Source organism: Enterobacter sp. GER_MD16_1505_Eko_090 (assembly GCF_003331015.1).
Classification (GTDB): Bacteria; Pseudomonadota; Gammaproteobacteria; order Enterobacterales; family Enterobacteriaceae; genus Enterobacter; species Enterobacter roggenkampii.
The window spans coordinates 127,814-147,224 of sequence record NZ_PUQF01000006.1 but is presented as its reverse complement, the minus strand read 5'-3'; the positions used below and the strand labels follow the sequence as shown (position 1 = coordinate 147,224).

At 54.2% G+C, this 19,411-nt stretch carries 15 protein-coding genes; 11 read left to right on the top strand and 4 right to left on the bottom strand.

The window, feature by feature from the left end; all coding sequences use genetic code 11:
- Positions 1 to 53: 53 nt before the first annotated feature.
- From lolA to C6A40_RS08860, 8 genes are all read left to right on the top strand, one after another.
- Entirely contained in the window at positions 54 to 668 is a 615-nt protein-coding gene (gene lolA / locus C6A40_RS08895; protein WP_045334135.1) for an outer membrane lipoprotein chaperone LolA, read from the top strand.
- A 9-nt stretch (positions 669 to 677) separates the two neighbouring features.
- Complete coding sequence (gene rarA / locus C6A40_RS08890; protein WP_008499984.1) at positions 678 to 2,021, top strand: replication-associated recombination protein RarA; 1,344 nt, start codon at positions 678 to 680, stop codon at positions 2,019 to 2,021.
- Positions 2,022 to 2,113: 92 nt separating this feature from the next.
- Positions 2,114 to 3,406: a serine--tRNA ligase gene (serS, locus tag C6A40_RS08885; RefSeq protein WP_008499983.1), complete on the top strand. Its 1,293-nt coding sequence runs from the start codon at positions 2,114 to 2,116 to the stop codon at positions 3,404 to 3,406.
- A 211-nt stretch (positions 3,407 to 3,617) separates the two neighbouring features.
- The gene (dmsA, locus tag C6A40_RS08880) at positions 3,618 to 6,062 is read left to right on the top strand and encodes a dimethylsulfoxide reductase subunit A (RefSeq protein ID WP_114191262.1); all 2,445 of its coding nucleotides are present in this window, start codon (positions 3,618 to 3,620) and stop codon (positions 6,060 to 6,062) included.
- 10 nt (positions 6,063 to 6,072) lie between these two features.
- Positions 6,073 to 6,690: a DMSO/selenate family reductase complex B subunit gene (locus C6A40_RS08875; RefSeq protein ID WP_021240882.1), complete on the top strand. Its 618-nt coding sequence runs from the start codon at positions 6,073 to 6,075 to the stop codon at positions 6,688 to 6,690.
- A gap of 1 nt (position 6,691) precedes the next feature.
- Positions 6,692 to 7,555, top strand: coding sequence for a dimethyl sulfoxide reductase anchor subunit family protein (locus C6A40_RS08870; RefSeq protein WP_045334137.1), 864 nt, complete (start codon positions 6,692 to 6,694; stop codon positions 7,553 to 7,555).
- A 275-nt stretch (positions 7,556 to 7,830) separates the two neighbouring features.
- Positions 7,831 to 8,979, top strand: coding sequence for an MFS transporter (locus C6A40_RS08865; RefSeq protein ID WP_045334139.1), 1,149 nt, complete (start codon positions 7,831 to 7,833; stop codon positions 8,977 to 8,979).
- A gap of 123 nt (positions 8,980 to 9,102) precedes the next feature.
- Positions 9,103 to 9,633 carry an anti-virulence regulator CigR family protein gene (locus C6A40_RS08860; RefSeq protein WP_023292887.1) on the top strand — a complete coding sequence of 177 codons (531 nt, stop codon included), beginning with the start codon at positions 9,103 to 9,105 and terminating at the stop codon, positions 9,631 to 9,633.
- A 35-nt stretch (positions 9,634 to 9,668) separates the two neighbouring features.
- On the opposite strand, the gene pflA is transcribed toward C6A40_RS08860, so the two are convergent.
- The 4 genes from pflA to ycaO all read right to left on the bottom strand — a co-directional run bounded on the left by pflA (position 9,669) and on the right by ycaO (position 15,971).
- Positions 9,669 to 10,409 (bottom strand): pyruvate formate lyase 1-activating protein, encoded by a 741-nt coding sequence (gene pflA / locus C6A40_RS08855; RefSeq protein WP_025912934.1) that lies wholly within the window; start codon positions 10,407 to 10,409, stop codon positions 9,669 to 9,671.
- A 203-nt stretch (positions 10,410 to 10,612) separates the two neighbouring features.
- Positions 10,613 to 12,895, bottom strand: coding sequence for a formate C-acetyltransferase (pflB, locus tag C6A40_RS08850; RefSeq protein WP_008499975.1), 2,283 nt, complete (start codon positions 12,893 to 12,895; stop codon positions 10,613 to 10,615).
- 51 nt (positions 12,896 to 12,946) lie between these two features.
- Positions 12,947 to 13,804, bottom strand: coding sequence for a formate transporter FocA (gene focA, locus C6A40_RS08845; protein ID WP_008499974.1), 858 nt, complete (start codon positions 13,802 to 13,804; stop codon positions 12,947 to 12,949).
- Positions 13,805 to 14,210: 406 nt separating this feature from the next.
- Positions 14,211 to 15,971, bottom strand: a complete 1,761-nt coding sequence (gene ycaO, locus C6A40_RS08840) for a 30S ribosomal protein S12 methylthiotransferase accessory factor YcaO (RefSeq protein WP_045334184.1) — start codon at positions 15,969 to 15,971, stop codon at positions 14,211 to 14,213.
- 127 nt (positions 15,972 to 16,098) lie between these two features.
- On the opposite strand from ycaO, the gene C6A40_RS08835 reads away from it, so the two are divergent.
- The 3 genes from C6A40_RS08835 (at position 16,099) to aroA (ending at position 19,395) form a co-directional block, all read left to right on the top strand.
- Complete coding sequence (locus C6A40_RS08835) at positions 16,099 to 16,791, top strand: DUF421 domain-containing protein (protein WP_023343682.1); 693 nt, start codon at positions 16,099 to 16,101, stop codon at positions 16,789 to 16,791.
- A gap of 162 nt (positions 16,792 to 16,953) precedes the next feature.
- Positions 16,954 to 18,042, top strand: a complete 1,089-nt coding sequence (gene serC, locus C6A40_RS08830; RefSeq protein ID WP_045334140.1) for a 3-phosphoserine/phosphohydroxythreonine transaminase — start codon at positions 16,954 to 16,956, stop codon at positions 18,040 to 18,042.
- Between the two features lie 69 nt (positions 18,043 to 18,111).
- Complete coding sequence (aroA, locus tag C6A40_RS08825) at positions 18,112 to 19,395, top strand: 3-phosphoshikimate 1-carboxyvinyltransferase (RefSeq protein ID WP_045334141.1); 1,284 nt, start codon at positions 18,112 to 18,114, stop codon at positions 19,393 to 19,395.
- Positions 19,396 to 19,411 lie beyond the last annotated feature (16 nt).

The following is a 19,411-nucleotide window of genomic DNA, read 5'->3' as shown; positions in this document are numbered from 1 at the left end:
CAGAATAGAAGTCGGAAACCCCATATCGGGAAGACGTATTTTAAGGAATAACAATGAAAAAAATCGCCATCGCCTGTGCATTACTCACCAGTTTTTTCGCCAGCAGCGTCTGGGCTGATGCAGCCAGCGACCTTAAAAGCCGACTGGATAAAGTAAGCAGCTTCCACGCCAGCTTTACGCAGAAAGTGACGGACGGCAGCGGCAACGCGGTGCAGGAAGGTCAGGGGGACTTGTGGGTAAAACGGCCAAATCTGTTTAACTGGCACATGACCCAGCCGGATGAAAGCATCCTGGTGTCTGACGGTAAAACTTTATGGTTCTACAACCCGTTTGTTGAGCAGGCTACTGCGACCTGGCTGAAAGATGCCACCAGCAATACGCCATTTATGCTGATTGCCCGTAACCAGGCCAGCGACTGGCAGCAGTACAATATTAAACAGACGGGTGACGAGTTTGTCCTGACGCCGAAAGGCAGCAACGGCAACCTGAAGCAGTTCACCATCAATGTCAGCACCAACGGTACCATTAATCAGTTCGGCGCGGTTGAGCAGGACGATCAGCGCAGCAGCTATCAGCTCAAATCTCAGCAGAACGGCGCCGTTGATGCATCGAAGTTCACCTTTACCCCGCCGAAGGGCGTAACGGTGGACGACCAACGCAATAAGTAAGAGGCGTGAGTGGGCAATCTGTCGCTCGATTTTTCAGATAACGCGTTTCAACCTCTGGCCGCCCGTATGCGGCCAGAAAATTTAGCGCAGTACATCGGTCAGCAGCACCTGCTGGCTGCCGGGAAGCCCTTGCCGCGCGCCATTGAGGCGGGGCATTTGCACTCCATGATCCTCTGGGGCCCCCCAGGCACCGGCAAGACTACGCTTGCAGAAGTGATTGCCCGATATGCCAACGCGGACGTTGAGCGTATCTCAGCGGTGACGTCCGGCGTGAAGGAGATCCGTGAGGCTATCGAGCGTGCGCGTCAGAACCGCAACGCCGGACGCCGCACCATACTTTTTGTCGACGAAGTCCATCGCTTCAACAAGAGCCAGCAGGATGCCTTCCTGCCGCATATTGAAGACGGCACGATCTTCTTCATTGGGGCGACCACCGAAAACCCGTCGTTTGAGCTGAACTCGGCGCTGCTTTCCCGTGCGCGCGTTTATCTGCTCAAATCGCTGACGACCGAGGATATCGAAAAGGTTCTCACTCAGGCGATGGACGACAAATCGCGCGGCTACGGAGGACAGGATATCGTTCTGCCTGACGAGACGCGTCGTGCGATTGCAGAGCTGGTCAACGGCGATGCGCGTCGGGCGCTGAACACGCTGGAGATGATGGCCGACATGGCCGAGGTCGACGACGCCGGGAAGCGGGTGCTGAAGCCGGAACTGCTCACCGAAATTGCCGGGGAACGTAGCGCGCGTTTCGATAATAAAGGTGACCGTTTTTACGATTTAATTTCGGCGCTGCATAAGTCCGTGCGCGGCAGCGCGCCGGATGCGGCGCTGTACTGGTATGCGCGTATTATTACTGCGGGTGGCGATCCGCTATACGTCGCGCGCCGCTGTCTGGCGATTGCCTCAGAAGATGTCGGCAATGCCGATCCTCGCGCCATGCAGGTCGCACTGTCGGCCTGGGACTGTTTCACCCGGGTTGGACCCGCAGAAGGTGAGCGCGCCATTGCGCAGGCGATTGTCTATCTGGCCTGTGCGCCGAAAAGCAATGCGGTTTATACCGCCTTCAAGGCAGCGATGTCTGACGCACGCGAACGCCCGGACTACGATGTGCCGGTTCATCTGCGTAATGCGCCGACCAAACTGATGAAAGAGATGGGGTATGGGCAGGAATACCGCTACGCTCATGATGAACCCAATGCCTACGCTGCCGGGGAGGAATATTTCCCGCAGGAGATGGCACAAACGCGCTATTATCACCCCACAAACAGAGGTCTTGAAGGCAAGATTGGTGAAAAGCTCACCTGGCTCGCCGGACAGGATCAAAATAGCCCTATAAAACGCTACCGTTAGTTCAATCGTTGCGGTAATGTTGGCAATTGTATCCTTGTGACCGCAGGCTGTGGTCACATTTCCTATTTTAATTCGATAAGCACAGGATAAGCATGCTCGATCCCAATCTGCTGCGTAATGAGCCAGACGCAGTCGCTGAAAAACTGGCACGCCGGGGCTTTAAGCTGGATGTAGATAAGCTGCGCGCTCTTGAAGAGCGTCGTAAAGTACTGCAGGTACAAACTGAAAATCTGCAGGCAGAGCGTAACTCTCGATCGAAATCCATCGGCCAGGCGAAAGCGCGCGGGGAAGATATTGAGCCATTACGCCTGGAAGTGAACAAGCTGGGTGAAGAACTGGATCAGGCGAAAGCTGAACTGGATGTTCTTCAGGCCGAAATTCGTGATATTGCCCTGGCTATCCCGAATATTCCTGACGACAGCGTGCCTGTGGGCAAAGATGAAAACGACAACGTTGAAGTGAAACGCTGGGGTACGCCTCGTGAGTTTGACTTCGAGGTGCGCGACCACGTGACGCTGGGCGAAATGCACGCGGGCCTGGATTTTGCGGCAGCGGTTAAGCTGACCGGCTCTCGCTTCGTGGTGATGAAAGGCCAGATTGCCCATCTGCACCGCGCGCTGGCGCAGTTCATGCTGGATCTGCACACCGAGCAGCATGGCTACAGCGAAACCTATGTGCCGTATCTGGTCAACCACGATACGCTGTACGGTACGGGCCAGCTGCCGAAATTTGCCGGCGACCTGTTCCATACCCGTCCGCTGGACGAGGAAGCAGACAGCAGCAACTATGCGCTGATCCCAACCGCGGAAGTGCCGCTGACTAACCTCGTGCGTGATGAGATCATCGACGAAGACGACCTGCCAATCAAACTGACGGCGCACTCTCCGTGCTTCCGTTCTGAAGCAGGATCTTACGGTCGCGACACGCGCGGTCTGATCCGTATGCACCAGTTCGACAAAGTTGAGATGGTGCAGATCGTCCGTCCTGAAGAATCCATGGACGCGCTGGAAGAGATGACCGGCCACGCGGAGAAAGTGCTGGAGCTGCTGGGTCTGCCATACCGTCGTATGGCGCTGTGCACCGGTGATATGGGCTTTGGTGCTTGCAAAACCTTCGATCTGGAAGTGTGGGTACCTGCGCAGAATACTTACCGTGAAATCTCCTCCTGCTCTAACGTCTGGGATTTCCAGGCGCGCCGCATGCAGGCACGTTGCCGCAGCAAATCTGATAAGAAAACCCGTCTGGTGCATACCCTGAACGGTTCTGGCCTGGCTGTGGGCCGTACCCTGGTTGCCGTGCTGGAAAACTATCAGCAGGCAGACGGTCGTATCGAGATCCCTGAAGTGCTGCGTCCATACATGAAAGGCCAGCAGTACATCGGCTAATAATTTGTCTTAAAACAAAAAAGCGCCTCAGGGCGCTTTTTTTATGCCTTTGGTTTGATACGACGCAATAACCTCTCCCTCTAAAGTAGTAATACTCCTTCGAATGAAAGCCAGCATAAAAAGCTGATAACGATAATATTCGTTATATATAAAACTACATAGCGGTTTGCGCCGCCTCTCTTTTCTTTGTGAGCAACCAAAGTGAGTCTCTATGAAAATCAACGCGCCTGAAGCATTAATGGCTGCCGAGGTCACTCGCCGTGGGTTGATGAAAACCACGGCAATAGGCGGCCTGGCTGTAGCCAGTAGTGCCTTCACGCTCCCTTTTACCCGACTGGCGTCGGCGGCAGATGCTCTGTCTCCGGCCACTTCGCCGGAAAAAGTGGTGTGGAGTGCCTGTACCGTTAACTGCGGTAGCCGTTGTCCGCTGCGTATGCATGTGGTGGATGGCGAAATTAAATATGTCGAAACCGACAATACCGGGGACGATAACTACGAAGGGTTACATCAGGTGCGTGCCTGCCTGCGTGGTCGCTCCATGCGTCGCCGCGTCTATAATCCGGACCGCCTGAAATATCCGATGAAGCGTGTCGGTAAGCGTGGGGAAGGGAAGTTCGAGCGGATTAGCTGGGATGAAGCCTACGATATCATCGCCACCAATATGCAGCGCCTTATTAAAGAGTACGGCAACGAATCCATCTACCTGAACTACGGTACCGGGACGCTCGGCGGCACGCTGACCCGTTCCTGGCCGCCGGGAAAAACGCTGGTGGCGCGCCTGATGAACTGCTGCGGCGGTTATCTCAATCACTATGGTGACTACTCCTCAGCGCAGATCGCGGCTGGCCTGAACTACACCTATGGCGGTTGGGCGGACGGCAACAGTCCGTCCGATATCGAAAACAGCAAGCTGGTCGTGCTGTTTGGTAACAACCCGGGGGAAACCCGCATGAGCGGTGGCGGGGTAACCTACTACCTCGAACAGGCGCGCGCCAAATCCAATGCCCGCATGATCATCATCGATCCGCGCTATACCGACACCGGTGCCGGACGTGAAGACGAGTGGATCCCAATACGTCCGGGTACCGATGCGGCCCTGGTCTCAGCGCTGGCGTGGGTGATGATCACCGAGAACCTCGTCGATCAGCCTTTCCTGGATAAATACTGCGTCGGCTATGACGAGAAAACCCTGCCCGCCAGCGCACCTGCTAACGGTCATTACAAGGCGTATATTCTAGGACAGGGCAGCGACGGCGTGGCGAAAACGCCGGAGTGGGCCTCCACCATCACCGGCATCCCGGCAGAGCGTATCATCCAGCTGGCGCGTGAGATTGGCTCAGCCAAACCAGCCTACATTAGCCAGGGCTGGGGTCCGCAGCGTCATGCGAACGGTGAAATTGCGACCCGTGCCATTTCCATGCTCTCCATTCTGACCGGCAACGTCGGTATTCACGGCGGTAACACCGGCGCGCGTGAAGGCTCATATGAAGTGCCGTTTGAACGTATGCCAACGCTGGATAACCCGGTTCAGACCAGCATCTCCATGTTTATGTGGACCGATGCGATTGAACGCGGCCCCGAAATGACCGCCCTGCGCGACGGCGTGCGCGGCAAGGACAAGCTGGACGTGCCGATCAAGATGATCTGGAACTATGCCGGTAACTGTCTCATCAACCAGCACTCTGAAATCAACCGCACCCATGAAATCCTGCAGGACGACAAGAAGTGCGAGATGATTGTGGTGATCGACTGCCACATGACCTCCTCGGCAAAATATGCCGATATCCTGCTGCCGGACTGCACCGCCTCTGAGCAGATGGATTTCGCGCTGGACGCCTCCTGCGGCAACATGTCCTACGTGATCTTTACCGACCAGGCGATTAAACCGCGCTTCGAGTGCAAAACCATTTATGAGATGACCTCTGAACTGGCGAAACGTCTAGGCGTTGAGCAGCAGTTCACCGAGGGGCGTACTCAGGAAGGGTGGATGCGCCATCTGCATGAACTCTCCCGTAAGGCGATTCCTGACCTCCCTGACTTTGATACCTTCCGCAAGCAGGGGATGTACAAACAGCGCGATCCGGAAGGACACCACGTGGCGTACAAAGCGTTCCGTGAAGATCCGCAGGCGAACCCGCTGACCACGCCGTCGGGCAAAATCGAAATCTACTCCGAAGCGCTGGCAAACATTGCGTCAACCTGGGAGCTGCCGGAAGGGGATGTTATCGATCCGCTGCCGATCTACACGCCGGGCTTTGAAAACTATAACGATCCGCTGACGGCGAAATTCCCGCTGCAATTGACCGGTTTCCACTACAAAGCGCGTGTTCACTCCACCTACGGTAACGTCGACGTGCTGAAAGCCGCCTGCCGCCAGGAGATGTGGATCAACCCGATGGACGCGAAAGCGCGCGGCATCAGCAATGGCGATCGCGTGCGCATCTTCAACGGTCGCGGCGAGGTGCATATTGAAGCCAAAGTCACCCCGCGCATGATGCCCGGCGTGGTGGCGTTAAGGGAAGGGGCCTGGTACAGCCCGGATGCCAACCGCATCGACCAGGCAGGCAGTATTAACGTACTGACCACACAGCGTCCGTCGCCGCTGGCGAAGGGTAACCCATCCCACACTAACCTTGTCCAGGTTGAAAAGGTTTAAGGAGTAACCGATGACAACTCAGTATGGATTTTTTATTGATTCCAGCCGTTGTACCGGGTGCAAAACCTGCGAGCTGGCCTGCAAAGATTACAAAGACCTGACGCCGGACGTGAGCTTCCGTCGCATCTACGAATACGCTGGGGGCGACTGGCAGGAAGATAACGGCGTCTGGCATCAGAACGTCTTTGCGTATTACCTGTCAATTGCCTGTAACCACTGTGAAGATCCCGCTTGTACAAAAGTCTGCCCGAGCGGGGCGATGCACAAGCGCGAAGACGGTTTTGTGGTGGTGGATGAAGATGTCTGCATTGGCTGTCGTTACTGCCATATGGCCTGTCCGTACGGCGCGCCGCAGTACAACGCCGCTAAAGGACACATGACCAAATGCGACGGCTGCCACACCCGCGTAGCGGATGGCAAAAAGCCGATTTGCGTCGAGTCCTGTCCGCTGCGCGCGCTGGACTTCGGCCCGATTGAAGAGCTGCGTCAAAAACACGGTCAGCTTGCCGCCGTGGCACCGCTGCCGTCTGCGCACTTCACGAAGCCGAGTATTGTGATTAAACCTAACGCCAACAGCCGTCCTACAGGTGACACCACCGGCTACCTGGCAAATCCGAAGGAGGTGTGAGATGGGAAGTGGATGGCATGAATGGCCGCTGATGATCTTCACGGTCTTTGGTCAGTGCGTAGCGGGCGGCTTCATTGTGCTCGCGCTGGCGTTATTGAAAGGTCAGCTCAATGCTGAACAGCAGCAGCGTTTAGTGTTGAGCATGTTTGGCCTGTGGGTGCTAATGGGGATCGGCTTTATCGCCTCAATGCTGCACCTGGGCTCGCCGATGCGCGCGTTTAACTCTCTGAACCGCGTGGGGGCCTCATCACTGAGTAACGAGATTGCCAGTGGCGCTATTTTCTTTGCCGTCGGTGGGCTGGGCTGGCTGCTGGCCGCTATGAAGAAGTTGCCTGCGGGTCTGCGCAGCCTGTGGCTGATTGTGACCATGGTGCTGGGCGTGGTGTTCGTGTGGATGATGATACGTGTCTATAACACCATCGATACCGTCCCCACCTGGTACAGCGTCTGGACGCCAATGAGCTTCTTCCTGACGATGTTTATCGGCGGGCCGCTGCTGGGCTACCTGCTGCTGCGCGTGGCGGGTGTCGACGGATGGGCAATGCGTCTGCTGCCCGCTGTTTCGCTGCTGGCGCTGGTAGTGAGTGCGATAGTCGCCCTGATGCAGGGTTCTGAACTGGCAACCATTCACAGCTCTATTCAGCAGGCCTCTGCCCTGGTGCCGGACTACGGTGCGCTGATGGCCTGGCGTATCGTTCTGCTGGTCGCCGCGCTGGTATTCTGGATTGCCCCTCAGCTCAAAGGTTATCAGCCGGCACTGCCGCTGCTGTCACTGGCTTTTGTGCTGGTACTGGCGGGTGAACTGATTGGTCGCGGCGTGTTCTACGGGTTGCATATGACCGTTGGTATGGCTGTCGCCAGTTAACGTTTCATTTGGTTATATCAAGCCGGGCCAGAGTGCCCGGCTTTTTCTTTTTTCGATCATGAAATTTTTCGACTGTCGTTTTGTTTTAATTTTCCCCATTAATAAATGAAAACAGAGACATAATTAATATCTATAGCAGGCGTGGCATTAGCAGGATAAGTTTTTTAAATCGACAGGGAACATATTGTGCGAGGCGGCTAAATCAGTGGATTGACTTTGTTTTTGCCAGTGGCATGATGCGCACGAAATCTGAACTTCCTCGCGGTTTTTAATCCATGACCACCTATACCCGGCCAGTGCTGCTGTTGCTCTGTGGCCTGCTTTTGTTGACCCTGGCGATCGCAGTGTTAAATACGCTCGTCCCGCTGTGGCTCGCCCATGAAAACTTACCGACCTGGCAGGTGGGTATGGTCAGCTCATCCTTTTTTACCGGGAACCTGCTGGGTACGCTGGTGACCGGGAGCCTGATCAAGCGCTTTGGCTTTAACCGCAGCTATTATCTGGCCTCGCTGATTTTCGCCGTCGGATGTGCGGGGCTGGGCCTGATGGTCGGCTTCTGGAGCTGGATGGCATGGCGCTTTATCGCCGGTGTTGGCTGCGCGATGATTTGGGTGGTCGTTGAAAGTGCGCTGATGTGCAGCGGCACCTCCCGCAACCGCGGACGCCTGCTGGCTGCCTACATGATGGTTTACTATGTCGGCACCGTGCTGGGACAACTGATGGTGAGCAAGCTGCCAACCGACCTGATGAGCGTTCTGCCGTGGGTAACGGGCATGGTGCTGGCCGCAATCCTGCCGCTGCTCTTCACGCGCATTGTGAACCAGAACAGTGAACACCAGGAAGCAACCCACGTCTGGCCCATGCTGAGGCTCCGTCAGGCGCGTCTGGGCGTTAACGGCTGCATTATCTCGGGGATTGTACTGGGCTCGCTCTATGGCCTGATGCCGCTTTATCTGAACCATCAGGGCGTCAGCGACTCCGGAATTGGCTTCTGGATGGCGGTGATGGTGAGTGCGGGTATTGTTGGACAATGGCCAATTGGCCGTCTGGCTGATCGCTTTGGCCGTTTGCTGGTGCTGCGCGTTCAGGTCTTCGTGGTGATCATGGGATGCCTCGCCATGCTCAGCAATGCCGCGATGGCACCCGCGCTGTTTATTCTTGGAGCGGCAGGTTTTACGCTTTATCCGGTCGCGATGGCGTGGGCCTGTGAGAAAGTTGAGCATCACCAGCTCGTGGCAATGAACCAGGCGCTGTTACTGAGCTATACCATCGGCAGCTTATTAGGGCCGACGTTTACCGCGATGCTGATGCAAAATTATTCCGACAATTTACTGTTTATCATGATCGCCAGCGTGTCGTTTATTTATCTCTTAATGCTTCTGCGTAAAGCGGGCGAACATCCAACGCCTGTGGCACACGCCTGATTAAATAAAAGCCTGTCATCGACAGGCTTTTTTGTCCCTGTCACATATAAGACTTTTACGTATTGTTTGTTTTTCCCCCCTGGCGATAATTCAAATGAGTTCTACCACTAAAAGGCAACAATCATGTCTATACGTCGTTTTTCCACTACCGCACTTGCCGTAGTGTTGTCTTTAACGTTTGCAACGGCTCCGGTCATGGCTAATCCTGGCAACGGGAACGGCGGTGGTCACGGAAACGGTGGCGGACAAGGTAATGGCGGCAATCATGGTAACGGGAATTCTGGTAACTCCGGTAACCATGGTAATAAGCAAAATAGCGGACAGGATAACCCTGGAAAATCGGATAAGAACTTCAAAAACAGCAAAGATGTCGGTAATGACGTTGATGCTCGCGTGAGCTTCGATCATGTCCGTCATCTGGCCGTGAATTACGGCTTAACGGGCTATAAGTCTCTGCCCCCGGGGATCGCAAAAAACCTGGCGCGCGGCAAACCACTGCCTCCGGGTATTGCGAAGAAGGCCGTTCCGGCCTCAATGCTGGACCAGCTTCCTTCCTATCCCGGCTATGAATGGCGCGTAGTGGGTGACGACCTGGTCTTAATTGCGCTGAGTACTGCGATTGTGACTTCCGTTATTAACGGCGTCTTTAAATAGAATAAAAAAGGCCCGGTTCTCACCGGGCCTTTTCTTTAATACATCACTTTGTGACCGTACTGTTCAAGAATACCTTTGACGCGTTCCATCGTCTCTTTTTTCGGCGGCTTCACGCCATCAAGCTTGTACTCTTCACCCATGGCCACCCATTTATGTTTACCCAGCTCGTGATAGGGCAGAAGCTCGATTTTCTCGACGTTGCCCATGTCGCGGGTAAATTCTCCCAGGCGGTGCGCGGAGTCGTCGTCATCTGACCAGCCAGGAACAACCACGTAGCGGATCCAGGTTTTGATGCCCTTGTCGGCAATATATTTGGCAAACTCCAGCGTGCGGTGGTTGGAGACGCCCACCAGATTCTGGTGGATCTCATCATTCATCTGTTTGAGATCGAGCATCACCAGATCGGTCACGTCGAGCAGTTCATCAATCACCGGATCGTAGCGACGTACAAAGCCGTTGGTGTCGAGGCAGGTATGAATGCCTTCTTTATGGCAGGCGCGGAACCAGTCGCGGACAAACTCAGCCTGAAGAATGGCTTCACCGCCGGACGCGGTCACACCGCCGCCGGAGGCGTTCATAAAGTGGCGATAGGTCACCACCTCTTTCATCAGATCGTCGACGGTGACTTCTTTACCGCCGTGCGTATCCCAGGTGTCGCGGTTATGGCAGTACAGGCAGCGCATCAGGCAGCCCTGGAAAAAGGTGATAAAGCGGATACCCGGGCCATCGACGGTGCCACAGGATTCAAAGGAGTGAATACGACCAATAGTTGACATTGCGGTGATATCTCCATCATCGGCCCGTCCGGGGCCTGTGTATGCACAGCTCAAAGCCGGCTGTGTTAAGTCTGTTTTGGCTGTTATCCATTCAGTATAGATAGCGGACAAAAGAGACTGAGGTGGAGAGGGTGCTAAAAAGGCCCCACTGACGTGGAGCCTTTATTGTACGCTTGTTAACGCGTGATTTCAGTCAATTCCACTTACATGGACTGAGTGAAAGTACGGGTGATAACGTCCTGCTGCTGTTCTTTCGTCAGGGAGTTAAAACGTACTGCGTAGCCAGATACGCGGATGGTCAGCTGAGGATATTTCTCAGGATGTTCCATCGCGTCGAGCAGCATTTCACGGTTCATGACGTTCACGTTCAGGTGCTGACCACCTTCGATGGACGCTTCGTGGTGGAAGTAACCATCCATCAGACCCGCGAGGTTAGTTTTACGCACTTCGTCGTCTTTACCCAGCGCATTTGGCACGATAGAGAAGGTGTAAGAGATACCATCTTTCGCGTAAGCAAACGGCAGTTTAGCGACAGAAGTCAGAGAGGCAACCGCACCTTTCTGGTCACGACCGTGCATTGGGTTTGCACCTGGGCCGAATGGCGCGCCAGCACGACGACCGTCTGGGGTGTTACCGGTTTTCTTACCATACACAACGTTAGAGGTGATGGTCAGAACAGACTGAGTCGGGATAGCGTTACGGTAGGTAGTCAGTTTCTGAATTTTCTTCATGAAACGTTCTACCAGGTCAACCGCCATGTCATCAACGCGAGAATCGTTGTTACCAAACTGCGGATATTCGCCTTCGATTTCGAAGTCGATAGCCAGACCGTCTTCGTCACGAATTGGTTTAACTTTCGCATATTTGATTGCAGACAGGGAGTCAGCAGCAACGGACAGACCTGCGATACCACACGCCATGGTGCGGATAACGTCACGGTCGTGCAGCGCCATCAGAGAAGCTTCGTAGCTGTACTTGTCGTGCATGTAGTGGATAACGTTCAGCGCAGTGACGTACTGTTTCGCCAGCCAGTCCATGAAGTGATCCATGCGCTCCATGACTTCGTCATAGTTCAGCACATCGCCTTTGATCGGCTCAGACTTAGGACCAACCTGCATTTTCAGTTTTTCATCAACGCCGCCGTTGATTGCGTACAGCATGGTTTTCGCCAGGTTTGCACGCGCACCGAAGAACTGCATTTGCTTACCAACAACCATTGGGCTTACGCAGCAAGCGATAGCGTAATCGTCGTTGTTGAAGTCCGGACGCATCAGGTCATCGTTCTCGTACTGCAGAGAAGAGGTGTCGATGGACACTTTAGCGGCGAATTTCTTGAAGTTCAGAGGCAGTTTTTCAGACCACAGAACGGTGATGTTCGGCTCCGGAGAAGGACCCATGGTGTACAGGGTGTTCAGGAAGCGGAAGCTGTTTTTGGTCACCAGAGTACGGCCGTCAACGCCCATACCGCCGATGGATTCAGTTGCCCAGATTGGGTCACCGGAGAACAGCTCATCGTATTCAGGGGTACGCAGGAAGCGAACCATACGCAGTTTCATGACCAGGTGGTCAATCATTTCCTGAGCGTCTTGCTCGGTGATTTTGCCTGCTTTCAGGTCACGTTCGATATAGGCATCCAGGAAGGTGGATACACGACCGAAGGACATTGCTGCGCCGTTCTGAGATTTAACTGCGGCCAGGTAGCCGAAGTAGGTCCACTGGATAGCTTCCTGAGCGTTGGTAGCAGGACCAGAGATATCGCAGCCGTATTTAGCAGCCATCTCTTTGATCTGACCCAGCGCGCGGTGCTGTTCAGCGATTTCTTCACGCAGACGGATAGTCGCTTCCAGGTTTACGCCGTTTTCCAGATCGGACTGCAGGGAAACAAACTGCGCGTACTTGTCTTTCATCAGGAAGTCGATACCGTACAGCGCAACGCGACGGTAGTCACCGATGATACGGCCACGGCCATATGCATCTGGCAGACCCGTCAGAACGCCAGATTTACGGCAGTTCAGAATGTCTTTGGTGTAAACATCGAATACGCCCTGGTTGTGGGTTTTGCGGTATTCGGTGAAGATTTTTTTCAGCATTGGGTCCAGCTCGCGGTTATACGCTTTGCAGGAACCTTCAACCATTTTAATACCACCGAACGGGATGATTGCGCGTTTCAGTGGTGCTTCAGTCTGCAGACCAACGATTTTCTCAAGGGCTTTGTTGATATAGCCAGCATCGTGAGAAGTGATGGTGGAAGCAACGGAGGTGTCAAAATCAACTGGCGCGTGAGTGCGGTTTTCCAGTTTAACGCCTTCCATTACGCTGTCCCACAGCTTGGTGGTCGCGTCAGTTGCGCCAGCCAGGAAGGATTCGTCACCTTCATACGGGGTATAGTTTTTCTGAATGAAGTCACGTACGTTTACTTCATTCTGCCAGTCACCTTTCGCAAAACCTTCCCAGGCTGTGGCTAACTTTTCATTAAGCTCGGACATGTAACACCTACCTTCTTAAGTGGATTTTTTATTTACTGCCTGAGAAAACCATCAATGATGATCGTCGCCACGCAGGTAAATGACCCAGTATGTCAACCCAACTAACAAACCCCCACCGATAATGTTCCCGATAGTGACAGGGATCAGGTTATCAGTAATGAAATTCATAATAGTCAGGTGAGAGAAACTTTCCGGGGATGAACCAACTGCGGTCCAGAACTCCGGGCTCGCAAAGTCGCGGATAACAATGCCCATTGGGATCATGAACATATTCGCGATACTGTGCTCAAAGCCGCTGGCAACGAACATCGCAACCGGCAGAACCATAATTAAGGCTTTGTCCATCAGGCTACGACCCGAGTAGCTCATCCATACAGCCAGGCAGACCATCAGGTTCGCGAGGATGCCGAGAGCAACGGCTTCGATAAATGTGTGGTGCATTTTGTGGTCGGCAGTTTGCAGGACGTTAAGGCCCCAGCCACCGTTGGCGGTCATGTACTCGCCAGAAAGCCACATCAACAAAACAAAGAGCAGACAGCCAACCAGGTTACCCACGTAAACATTAAGCCAGTTACGTGCCAGCTGACCCCAGGTAATTCTTCCGCTCGCCTTTGCCACGACAATCAGCACCGTTGAGGTGAAGAGGTCGGCGCCGCAAATAACGCAAAGAATCAGACCCAGTGAGAAACAAATGCCGCCAATCAGTTTGGCCATGCCGAAAGGCATTCCGGCAGTACCGGTAGTGGCGGTGATGTAGAAGACGAAAGCGATAGAGATGAACACACCAGCCGTGATCGCCAGATAGAACGTCTTCATCGGGTGTTTCGTTGCTTTATAGACACCTGCTTCTTCGGCAACTTTGGCCATCGCAGCAGGGAGTAAAAGATCAAAAGGGTTGTCAGCTTTCACACTAACTCTCTCTTTATTAAGTCGGCGACGAGATACTAACAAAGCATTATAGAAGAGAAATTGATATAGATCATATCTCGCCTGGCTTATAGGCCCGCAGTGTGTATGGATTTACAGCAAATGCGGAGTAAGTATTTGATTATCCGTATAAAAATAAATTTTAAAAGTTATGAAAAGAGTTGAATTTTTTCGTTCAGCCACCTCTTTATCAGTTAATTAATATGGAGTATTAACCATAAAAAGTAACAGTAAAGCCCAGATCAATATTATTATATTTACCCGTGTTTAACTTTATTATTACAATCAACAATCATTGCCGAAGGAAATAAAAAAAGGGGCAATGAAATTGCCCCGTAATATAGCCCAGACGATTGAATACGCCTACTGCTGGTAATGTTATGTGCGCTTATTTTGACCAGTAAGCGGCTTTTGCTTTCTGCAGCTTTTCGTAGGCCTTCAGCAGTGACTGATGCGCCGGGAAGGCTTTCAGATCGCTATCAACAGCCTGCAGGCCATAGAACGGCGCTTCGCCGCTCAGGGCTGCGCTGGCTGCTTCAACGGCCTCAGCGCCGTACATACGCACGAAAGCATTCAGATATTGCAGCGGTTCGCGATCCTCTTCCTGTGCAAGCAGCAGCAGGGTTTGCAGGCAGCGGTAATAGTTGGTGCGCTCGGCAGAGAAGACCGACTGGTTGAACTCCATGGTCCACTCGGTCCAGGCCAGGGCCTGATCCAGATCGCCGCCCGCCAGGGCCAGCATCGCTTTCAACTCACCGATGCGCAGGGTGTACCAGCCGTTGTCTTTACCGGTCGCCAGGCCCAGGAGTTCGCGTACGCGGGTGAAATCATCGTGGCCTTCTTCGTCCAACTGGGCGATCAGGTTCAGATAATCTTCTTTCTCCCATTCGCTGCCCGGCAGAGCCAGCAGCGTTTCGCGCAGATGCGCGCCCATGCTGTTGTTTGCCAGCCACAGGTCCTCCGCCGGATAGATATCAGACATGCCAGGCACGATGATGCGGCACGCGTAAACGCCAAGATGCTCGTAGTCGGCAATGTACACTTCCTGGTCTTCCGCGTTAAAGATCGCCATCAGCGTCGCGAACTCTTCTTCCGTGGTACCGGCAAAGCTCCAGTCCACGAACGGATAGTCCGCGTCCTGCTTGAACATATCCCAGGAAATTAAGCCGCTGGAATCGATGAAGTGGGTTTCGAGGTTGGTATGCTCGGCCACTTCTTCATCGTCAAACGTTGGCGGCGTAAACACGTCGAGATCTTTCAGGCTACGGCCCTGCAGCAGCTCGGTGACGGTACGCTCCAGCGCTACGCCGAAGTCCGGGTGCGCACCGAAGGAGGCGAAGCAGGTGCCGTTGGTCGGGTTAAACAGCACGACGCAGATCACTGGATACTTGCCGCCCAGCGAGCCGTCATACGCAAAGATTGGGAAACCTTCTGCTTCCAGCTTGGCGATGGATTCCACCACGCCCGGGTAGCGCGCCAGCACCTCTGCCGGAATTTCAGGCAGGCTGATGGATTCGGCAATAATGCGGTTTTTGATATGACGCTCGAAGACTTCAGACAGCCCCTGCACGCGCGCTTCATTGCGGGTGTTACCGGCGGACATGCCGTTAGACACATACAGGTTGCCGACGATGTTCATCGGGATATAGACGGTCTGCTCGTCAGACTGACGGGTAAACGGCAGGGCGCAAATACCGCGATCGTCGTTGCCAGACTGCAGCTCGATCAGCATGCTGGCGGTCAGTTCGTTTTCCGGATCGTAGAAGGCACGCAGGCGCGCGTCGAGAATTCCTTCCGGCAGTTCATCGTCTTCGGTCAGCGGGAACCATTTTTCGTTCGGATAGTGAACGAACGGGCCGTTGGCGATGGTTTCGCCCAGCCAGAAGTCAGCAAAGAAATAGTTGGTGGACAGACGCTCAAAATACTCACCCAGCGCGGAGGCCAGTGCCGCTTTTTTTGTCGCGCCTTTACCGTTGGTAAAGCACAGGGCACAGTCTTTATCGCGAATATGCACAGACCAGACATGAGGCACCGGATTGAGCCAGGAGGCTTCTTCGATGTTAAAACCCAGGTCGGTCAGTTTCTGCTGGAAGCGAGCGATGGAATCTTCCAGAGCGGCGTCTTTGCCGGGGATAAACGTTTGAGTCATGGCGTTCACTTTTATCGTACGTAAAGCGCGCAATGATACGGGTTTTGTGTGACGGGTGCTATCTCCGGCGAAAATAAAAGACTGGGCTATTCTTATTGTCAGTAACTCACTGTTAAGGCATAGAAAAATGAAAGCATTCGATCTCCAGCGGATGGCGTTTGATAAAGTCCCTCCTGAATTTTTAGGCGAAGTGGCGCTGCGTAGTCTGTATACCTTCGTTCTGGTCTTCCTGTTTCTTAAAATCACCGGTCGTCGCGGCGTGCGGCAGATGTCGCTTTTTGAAGTGTTGATCATCCTGACGCTGGGTTCCGCGGCGGGGGATGTCGCCTTCTATGATGATGTGCCGATGGTGCCGGTATTTATCGTTTTTGTCACACTGGCGCTGCTTTACCGCCTTGTCATGTGGCTGATGTCGAAAAGTGAAAAGCTGGAAGATCTGCTTGAAGGGAAGCCGGTCGTTATCGTCGAGGACGGTCAGCTAGCCTGGGAAAACGTTCAGAGCGCCAATATGACCGAGTTTGAGTTCTTTATGGAGCTACGCCTCAACAGCGTGGAACAGCTCGGGCAGGTGCGTCTGGCGATCATGGAGACCAACGGGCAGATCAGCGTCTATTACTATTCTGACGATGAGGTGAGGCCGGGACTGTGCATCCTGCCGGATATGCTGGTCGAGCGTTTCAGAACCGTACCTGAGTCAGGCGAGTATGCCTGCGTGAGATGTAGCCATGTCGTCGCGATGCAGCCGGGGGATCGTCAATTATGCCCCCGCTGTGCAAATCCGGAATGGACGAAGGTTAGCCGGGCTAAACGCATCACCTGACAGCCATTTTGTCGGTTTTGTCCTGGCGAGGCGGCAGATTGTTTTGTGTGACGCGGGGCACATTTCACGGGTCATAAGTTTTAGACATTGCGGCGCGTGTCACTGAATGATAAAACCGATATCCACAGTTATAACTTATGGCTTTTAGCGTGGTGAGGGGAAATGGCTCAAGTCTTTAATTTCAGTTCAGGTCCGGCAATGTTACCGGCAGACGTGCTTAAACAGGCTCAACAGGAACTTTGTGACTGGAACGGTCTGGGAACGTCGGTGATGGAAATCAGCCACCGGGGTAAAGAGTTTATTCAGGTGGCGGAAGAGGCAGAAAAGGATTTTCGCGATCTGCTGAATATTCCCTCGAACTACAAAGTATTGTTCTGTCACGGCGGCGGGCGCGGCCAGTTTGCAGGCGTACCGCTAAACATCCTGGGCGATAAAACGACGGCAGACTACGTTGACGCAGGCTACTGGGCGGCCAGTGCGGTGAAAGAAGCGCACAAATACTGCACGCCGAATGTGATTGACGCCAAAGTGACCGTTGACGGCCTGCGCGCCGTGAAGCCAATGAGCGAATGGCAGCTTTCTGATAACGCAGCGTATTTGCACTACTGCCCGAACGAAACCATTGACGGGATTGCCATCGACGAGACGCCGAACTTCGGTAAAGACATCGTGGTTGCCGCTGACTTCTCCTCCACCATTCTGTCTGCACCAATTGACGTCAGCCGTTATGGCGTGATCTACGCGGGCGCGCAGAAAAATATCGGCCCTGCAGGCCTGACGATTGTTATCGTGCGTGAAGATCTGCTGGGTAAAGCGCATACATCGTGCCCGTCCATTCTTGATTACACCGTGCTGAACGACAACGATTCTATGTTCAACACCCCACCGACGTTTGCCTGGTACCTCTCCGGCCTGGTCTTCAAATGGCTGAAGCAAAACGGCGGCGTGGCGCAGATGGACAAAGTGAATCAGCAGAAAGCCGAACTGCTGTATGGCGTGATCGACAAGAGCGATTTCTACCGCAACGACGTGGCGAAAGCTAACCGTTCCCGCATGAACGTGCCGTTCCAGCTGGCGGACAGCAACCTGGATAAAATGTTCCTGGAAGCGTCCTTCGCGGCCGGCCTGCACGCGCTGAAAGGTCACCGTGTCGTGGGCGGCATGCGTGCCTCCATCTATAACGCGATGCCGCTGGAAGGCGTTAAAGCGCTGACCGATTTCATGATCGACTTCGAACGTCGCCACGGTTAATCGCGCTGTTTTCACCCCCGTAGCCCTGCTGCGGGGTTTTTATTATGTTGAGTTGAGAGTTAAGTTTTCATGGAATCCCTGACGTTACAACCTATCGCGCGGGTAGATGGCACCATTAATCTGCCTGGTTCAAAAAGTGTCTCGAACCGCGCTCTGCTGCTGGCAGCACTGGCAAACGGCATCACCGTCCTTACAAACCTGCTGGACAGCGATGACGTGCGCCATATGCTCAATGCGCTGAAAGCGTTGGGCGTTCATTACACTCTCTCCGACGATCGTACCCGCTGCGAAGTGACCGGCAACGGCGGCGCGCTGCAGACGGGTGAAGAGCTTGAGCTGTTTCTGGGCAACGCGGGTACCGCGATGCGTCCGCTGGCGGCGGCCCTGTGTCTGGGGAGCAACAACATTGTGCTGACCGGCGAGCCGCGCATGAAAGAGCGTCCGATTGGCCATCTTGTGGATGCCCTGCGTCAGGGCGGCGCGCAGATCGAGTATCTGGAGCAGGAAAATTATCCGCCACTGCGTCTGCGCGGGGGCTTTACCGGCGGTCACGTCGAGGTGGACGGCAGCGTTTCCAGCCAGTTCCTGACCGCGCTGCTGATGACCGCGCCGCTGGCGCCGCAGGATACGGTTATCACGATTAAAGGCGAGCTGGTCTCCAAACCGTATATTGATATCACGCTGCACCTGATGAAAACCTTCGGCGTTGAGGTGGAAAACCAGTCTTATCAGCGTTTTGTCGTGCGTGGGGCGCAGCAGTACCAGTCTCCGGGCAGCTATCTTGTTGAAGGCGACGCCTCGTCGGCATCTTACTTCCTGGCTGCAGGCGCGATCAAAGGCGGTACCGTGAAGGTGACCGGTATTGGTCGCAACAGCGTGCAGGGTGACATTCGTTTTGCGGACGTGCTGGAAAAAATGGGCGCGGTTGTGACCTGGGGTGATGACTTCATTTCCTGTACTCACGGCGAGCTGAAGGCCATCGACATGGACATGAACCATATTCCGGATGCGGCGATGACCATTGCCACGGCGGCGCTGTTTGCAAAAGGCACCACCACGCTGCGTAACATCTACAACTGGCGCGTAAAAGAGACTGACCGTCTGTTTGCGATGGCGACCGAACTGCGTAAGGTCGGTGCTGAGGTGGAAGAGGGCGAAGACTACATTCGCGTCACGCCTCCTGCAAAACTGCAGGTTGCCGAGATCGGCACCTACAACGATCACCGTATGGCGATGTGCTTCTCGCTGGTGGCACTGTCCGACACGCCTGTGACCATTCTCGATCCGAAATGTACGGCGAAAACGTTCCCGGACTACTTTGAACAGCTGGCACGCATTAGCACGCTGGCCTGATGACGCTTGCCGCATC

Coding starts and splice junctions, on each gene's coding strand:
- lolA (WP_045334135.1), top strand. CDS start 54: ATGAAAAAAATCGCCATCGCCTGTGCATTACTCACCAGTTTTTTCGCC.
- serS (WP_008499983.1), top strand. CDS start 2,114: ATGCTCGATCCCAATCTGCTGCGTAATGAGCCAGACGCAGTCGCTGAA.
- dmsA (WP_114191262.1), top strand. CDS start 3,618: ATGAAAATCAACGCGCCTGAAGCATTAATGGCTGCCGAGGTCACTCGC.
- C6A40_RS08875 (WP_021240882.1), top strand. CDS start 6,073: ATGACAACTCAGTATGGATTTTTTATTGATTCCAGCCGTTGTACCGGG.
- C6A40_RS08870 (WP_045334137.1), top strand. CDS start 6,692: ATGGGAAGTGGATGGCATGAATGGCCGCTGATGATCTTCACGGTCTTT.
- C6A40_RS08865 (WP_045334139.1), top strand. CDS start 7,831: ATGACCACCTATACCCGGCCAGTGCTGCTGTTGCTCTGTGGCCTGCTT.
- C6A40_RS08860 (WP_023292887.1), top strand. CDS start 9,103: ATGTCTATACGTCGTTTTTCCACTACCGCACTTGCCGTAGTGTTGTCT.
- pflA (WP_025912934.1), bottom strand. CDS start 10,409: ATGTCAACTATTGGTCGTATTCACTCCTTTGAATCCTGTGGCACCGTC.
- pflB (WP_008499975.1), bottom strand. CDS start 12,895: ATGTCCGAGCTTAATGAAAAGTTAGCCACAGCCTGGGAAGGTTTTGCG.
- ycaO (WP_045334184.1), bottom strand. CDS start 15,971: ATGACTCAAACGTTTATCCCCGGCAAAGACGCCGCTCTGGAAGATTCC.
- C6A40_RS08835 (WP_023343682.1), top strand. CDS start 16,099: ATGAAAGCATTCGATCTCCAGCGGATGGCGTTTGATAAAGTCCCTCCT.
- serC (WP_045334140.1), top strand. CDS start 16,954: ATGGCTCAAGTCTTTAATTTCAGTTCAGGTCCGGCAATGTTACCGGCA.
- aroA (WP_045334141.1), top strand. CDS start 18,112: ATGGAATCCCTGACGTTACAACCTATCGCGCGGGTAGATGGCACCATT.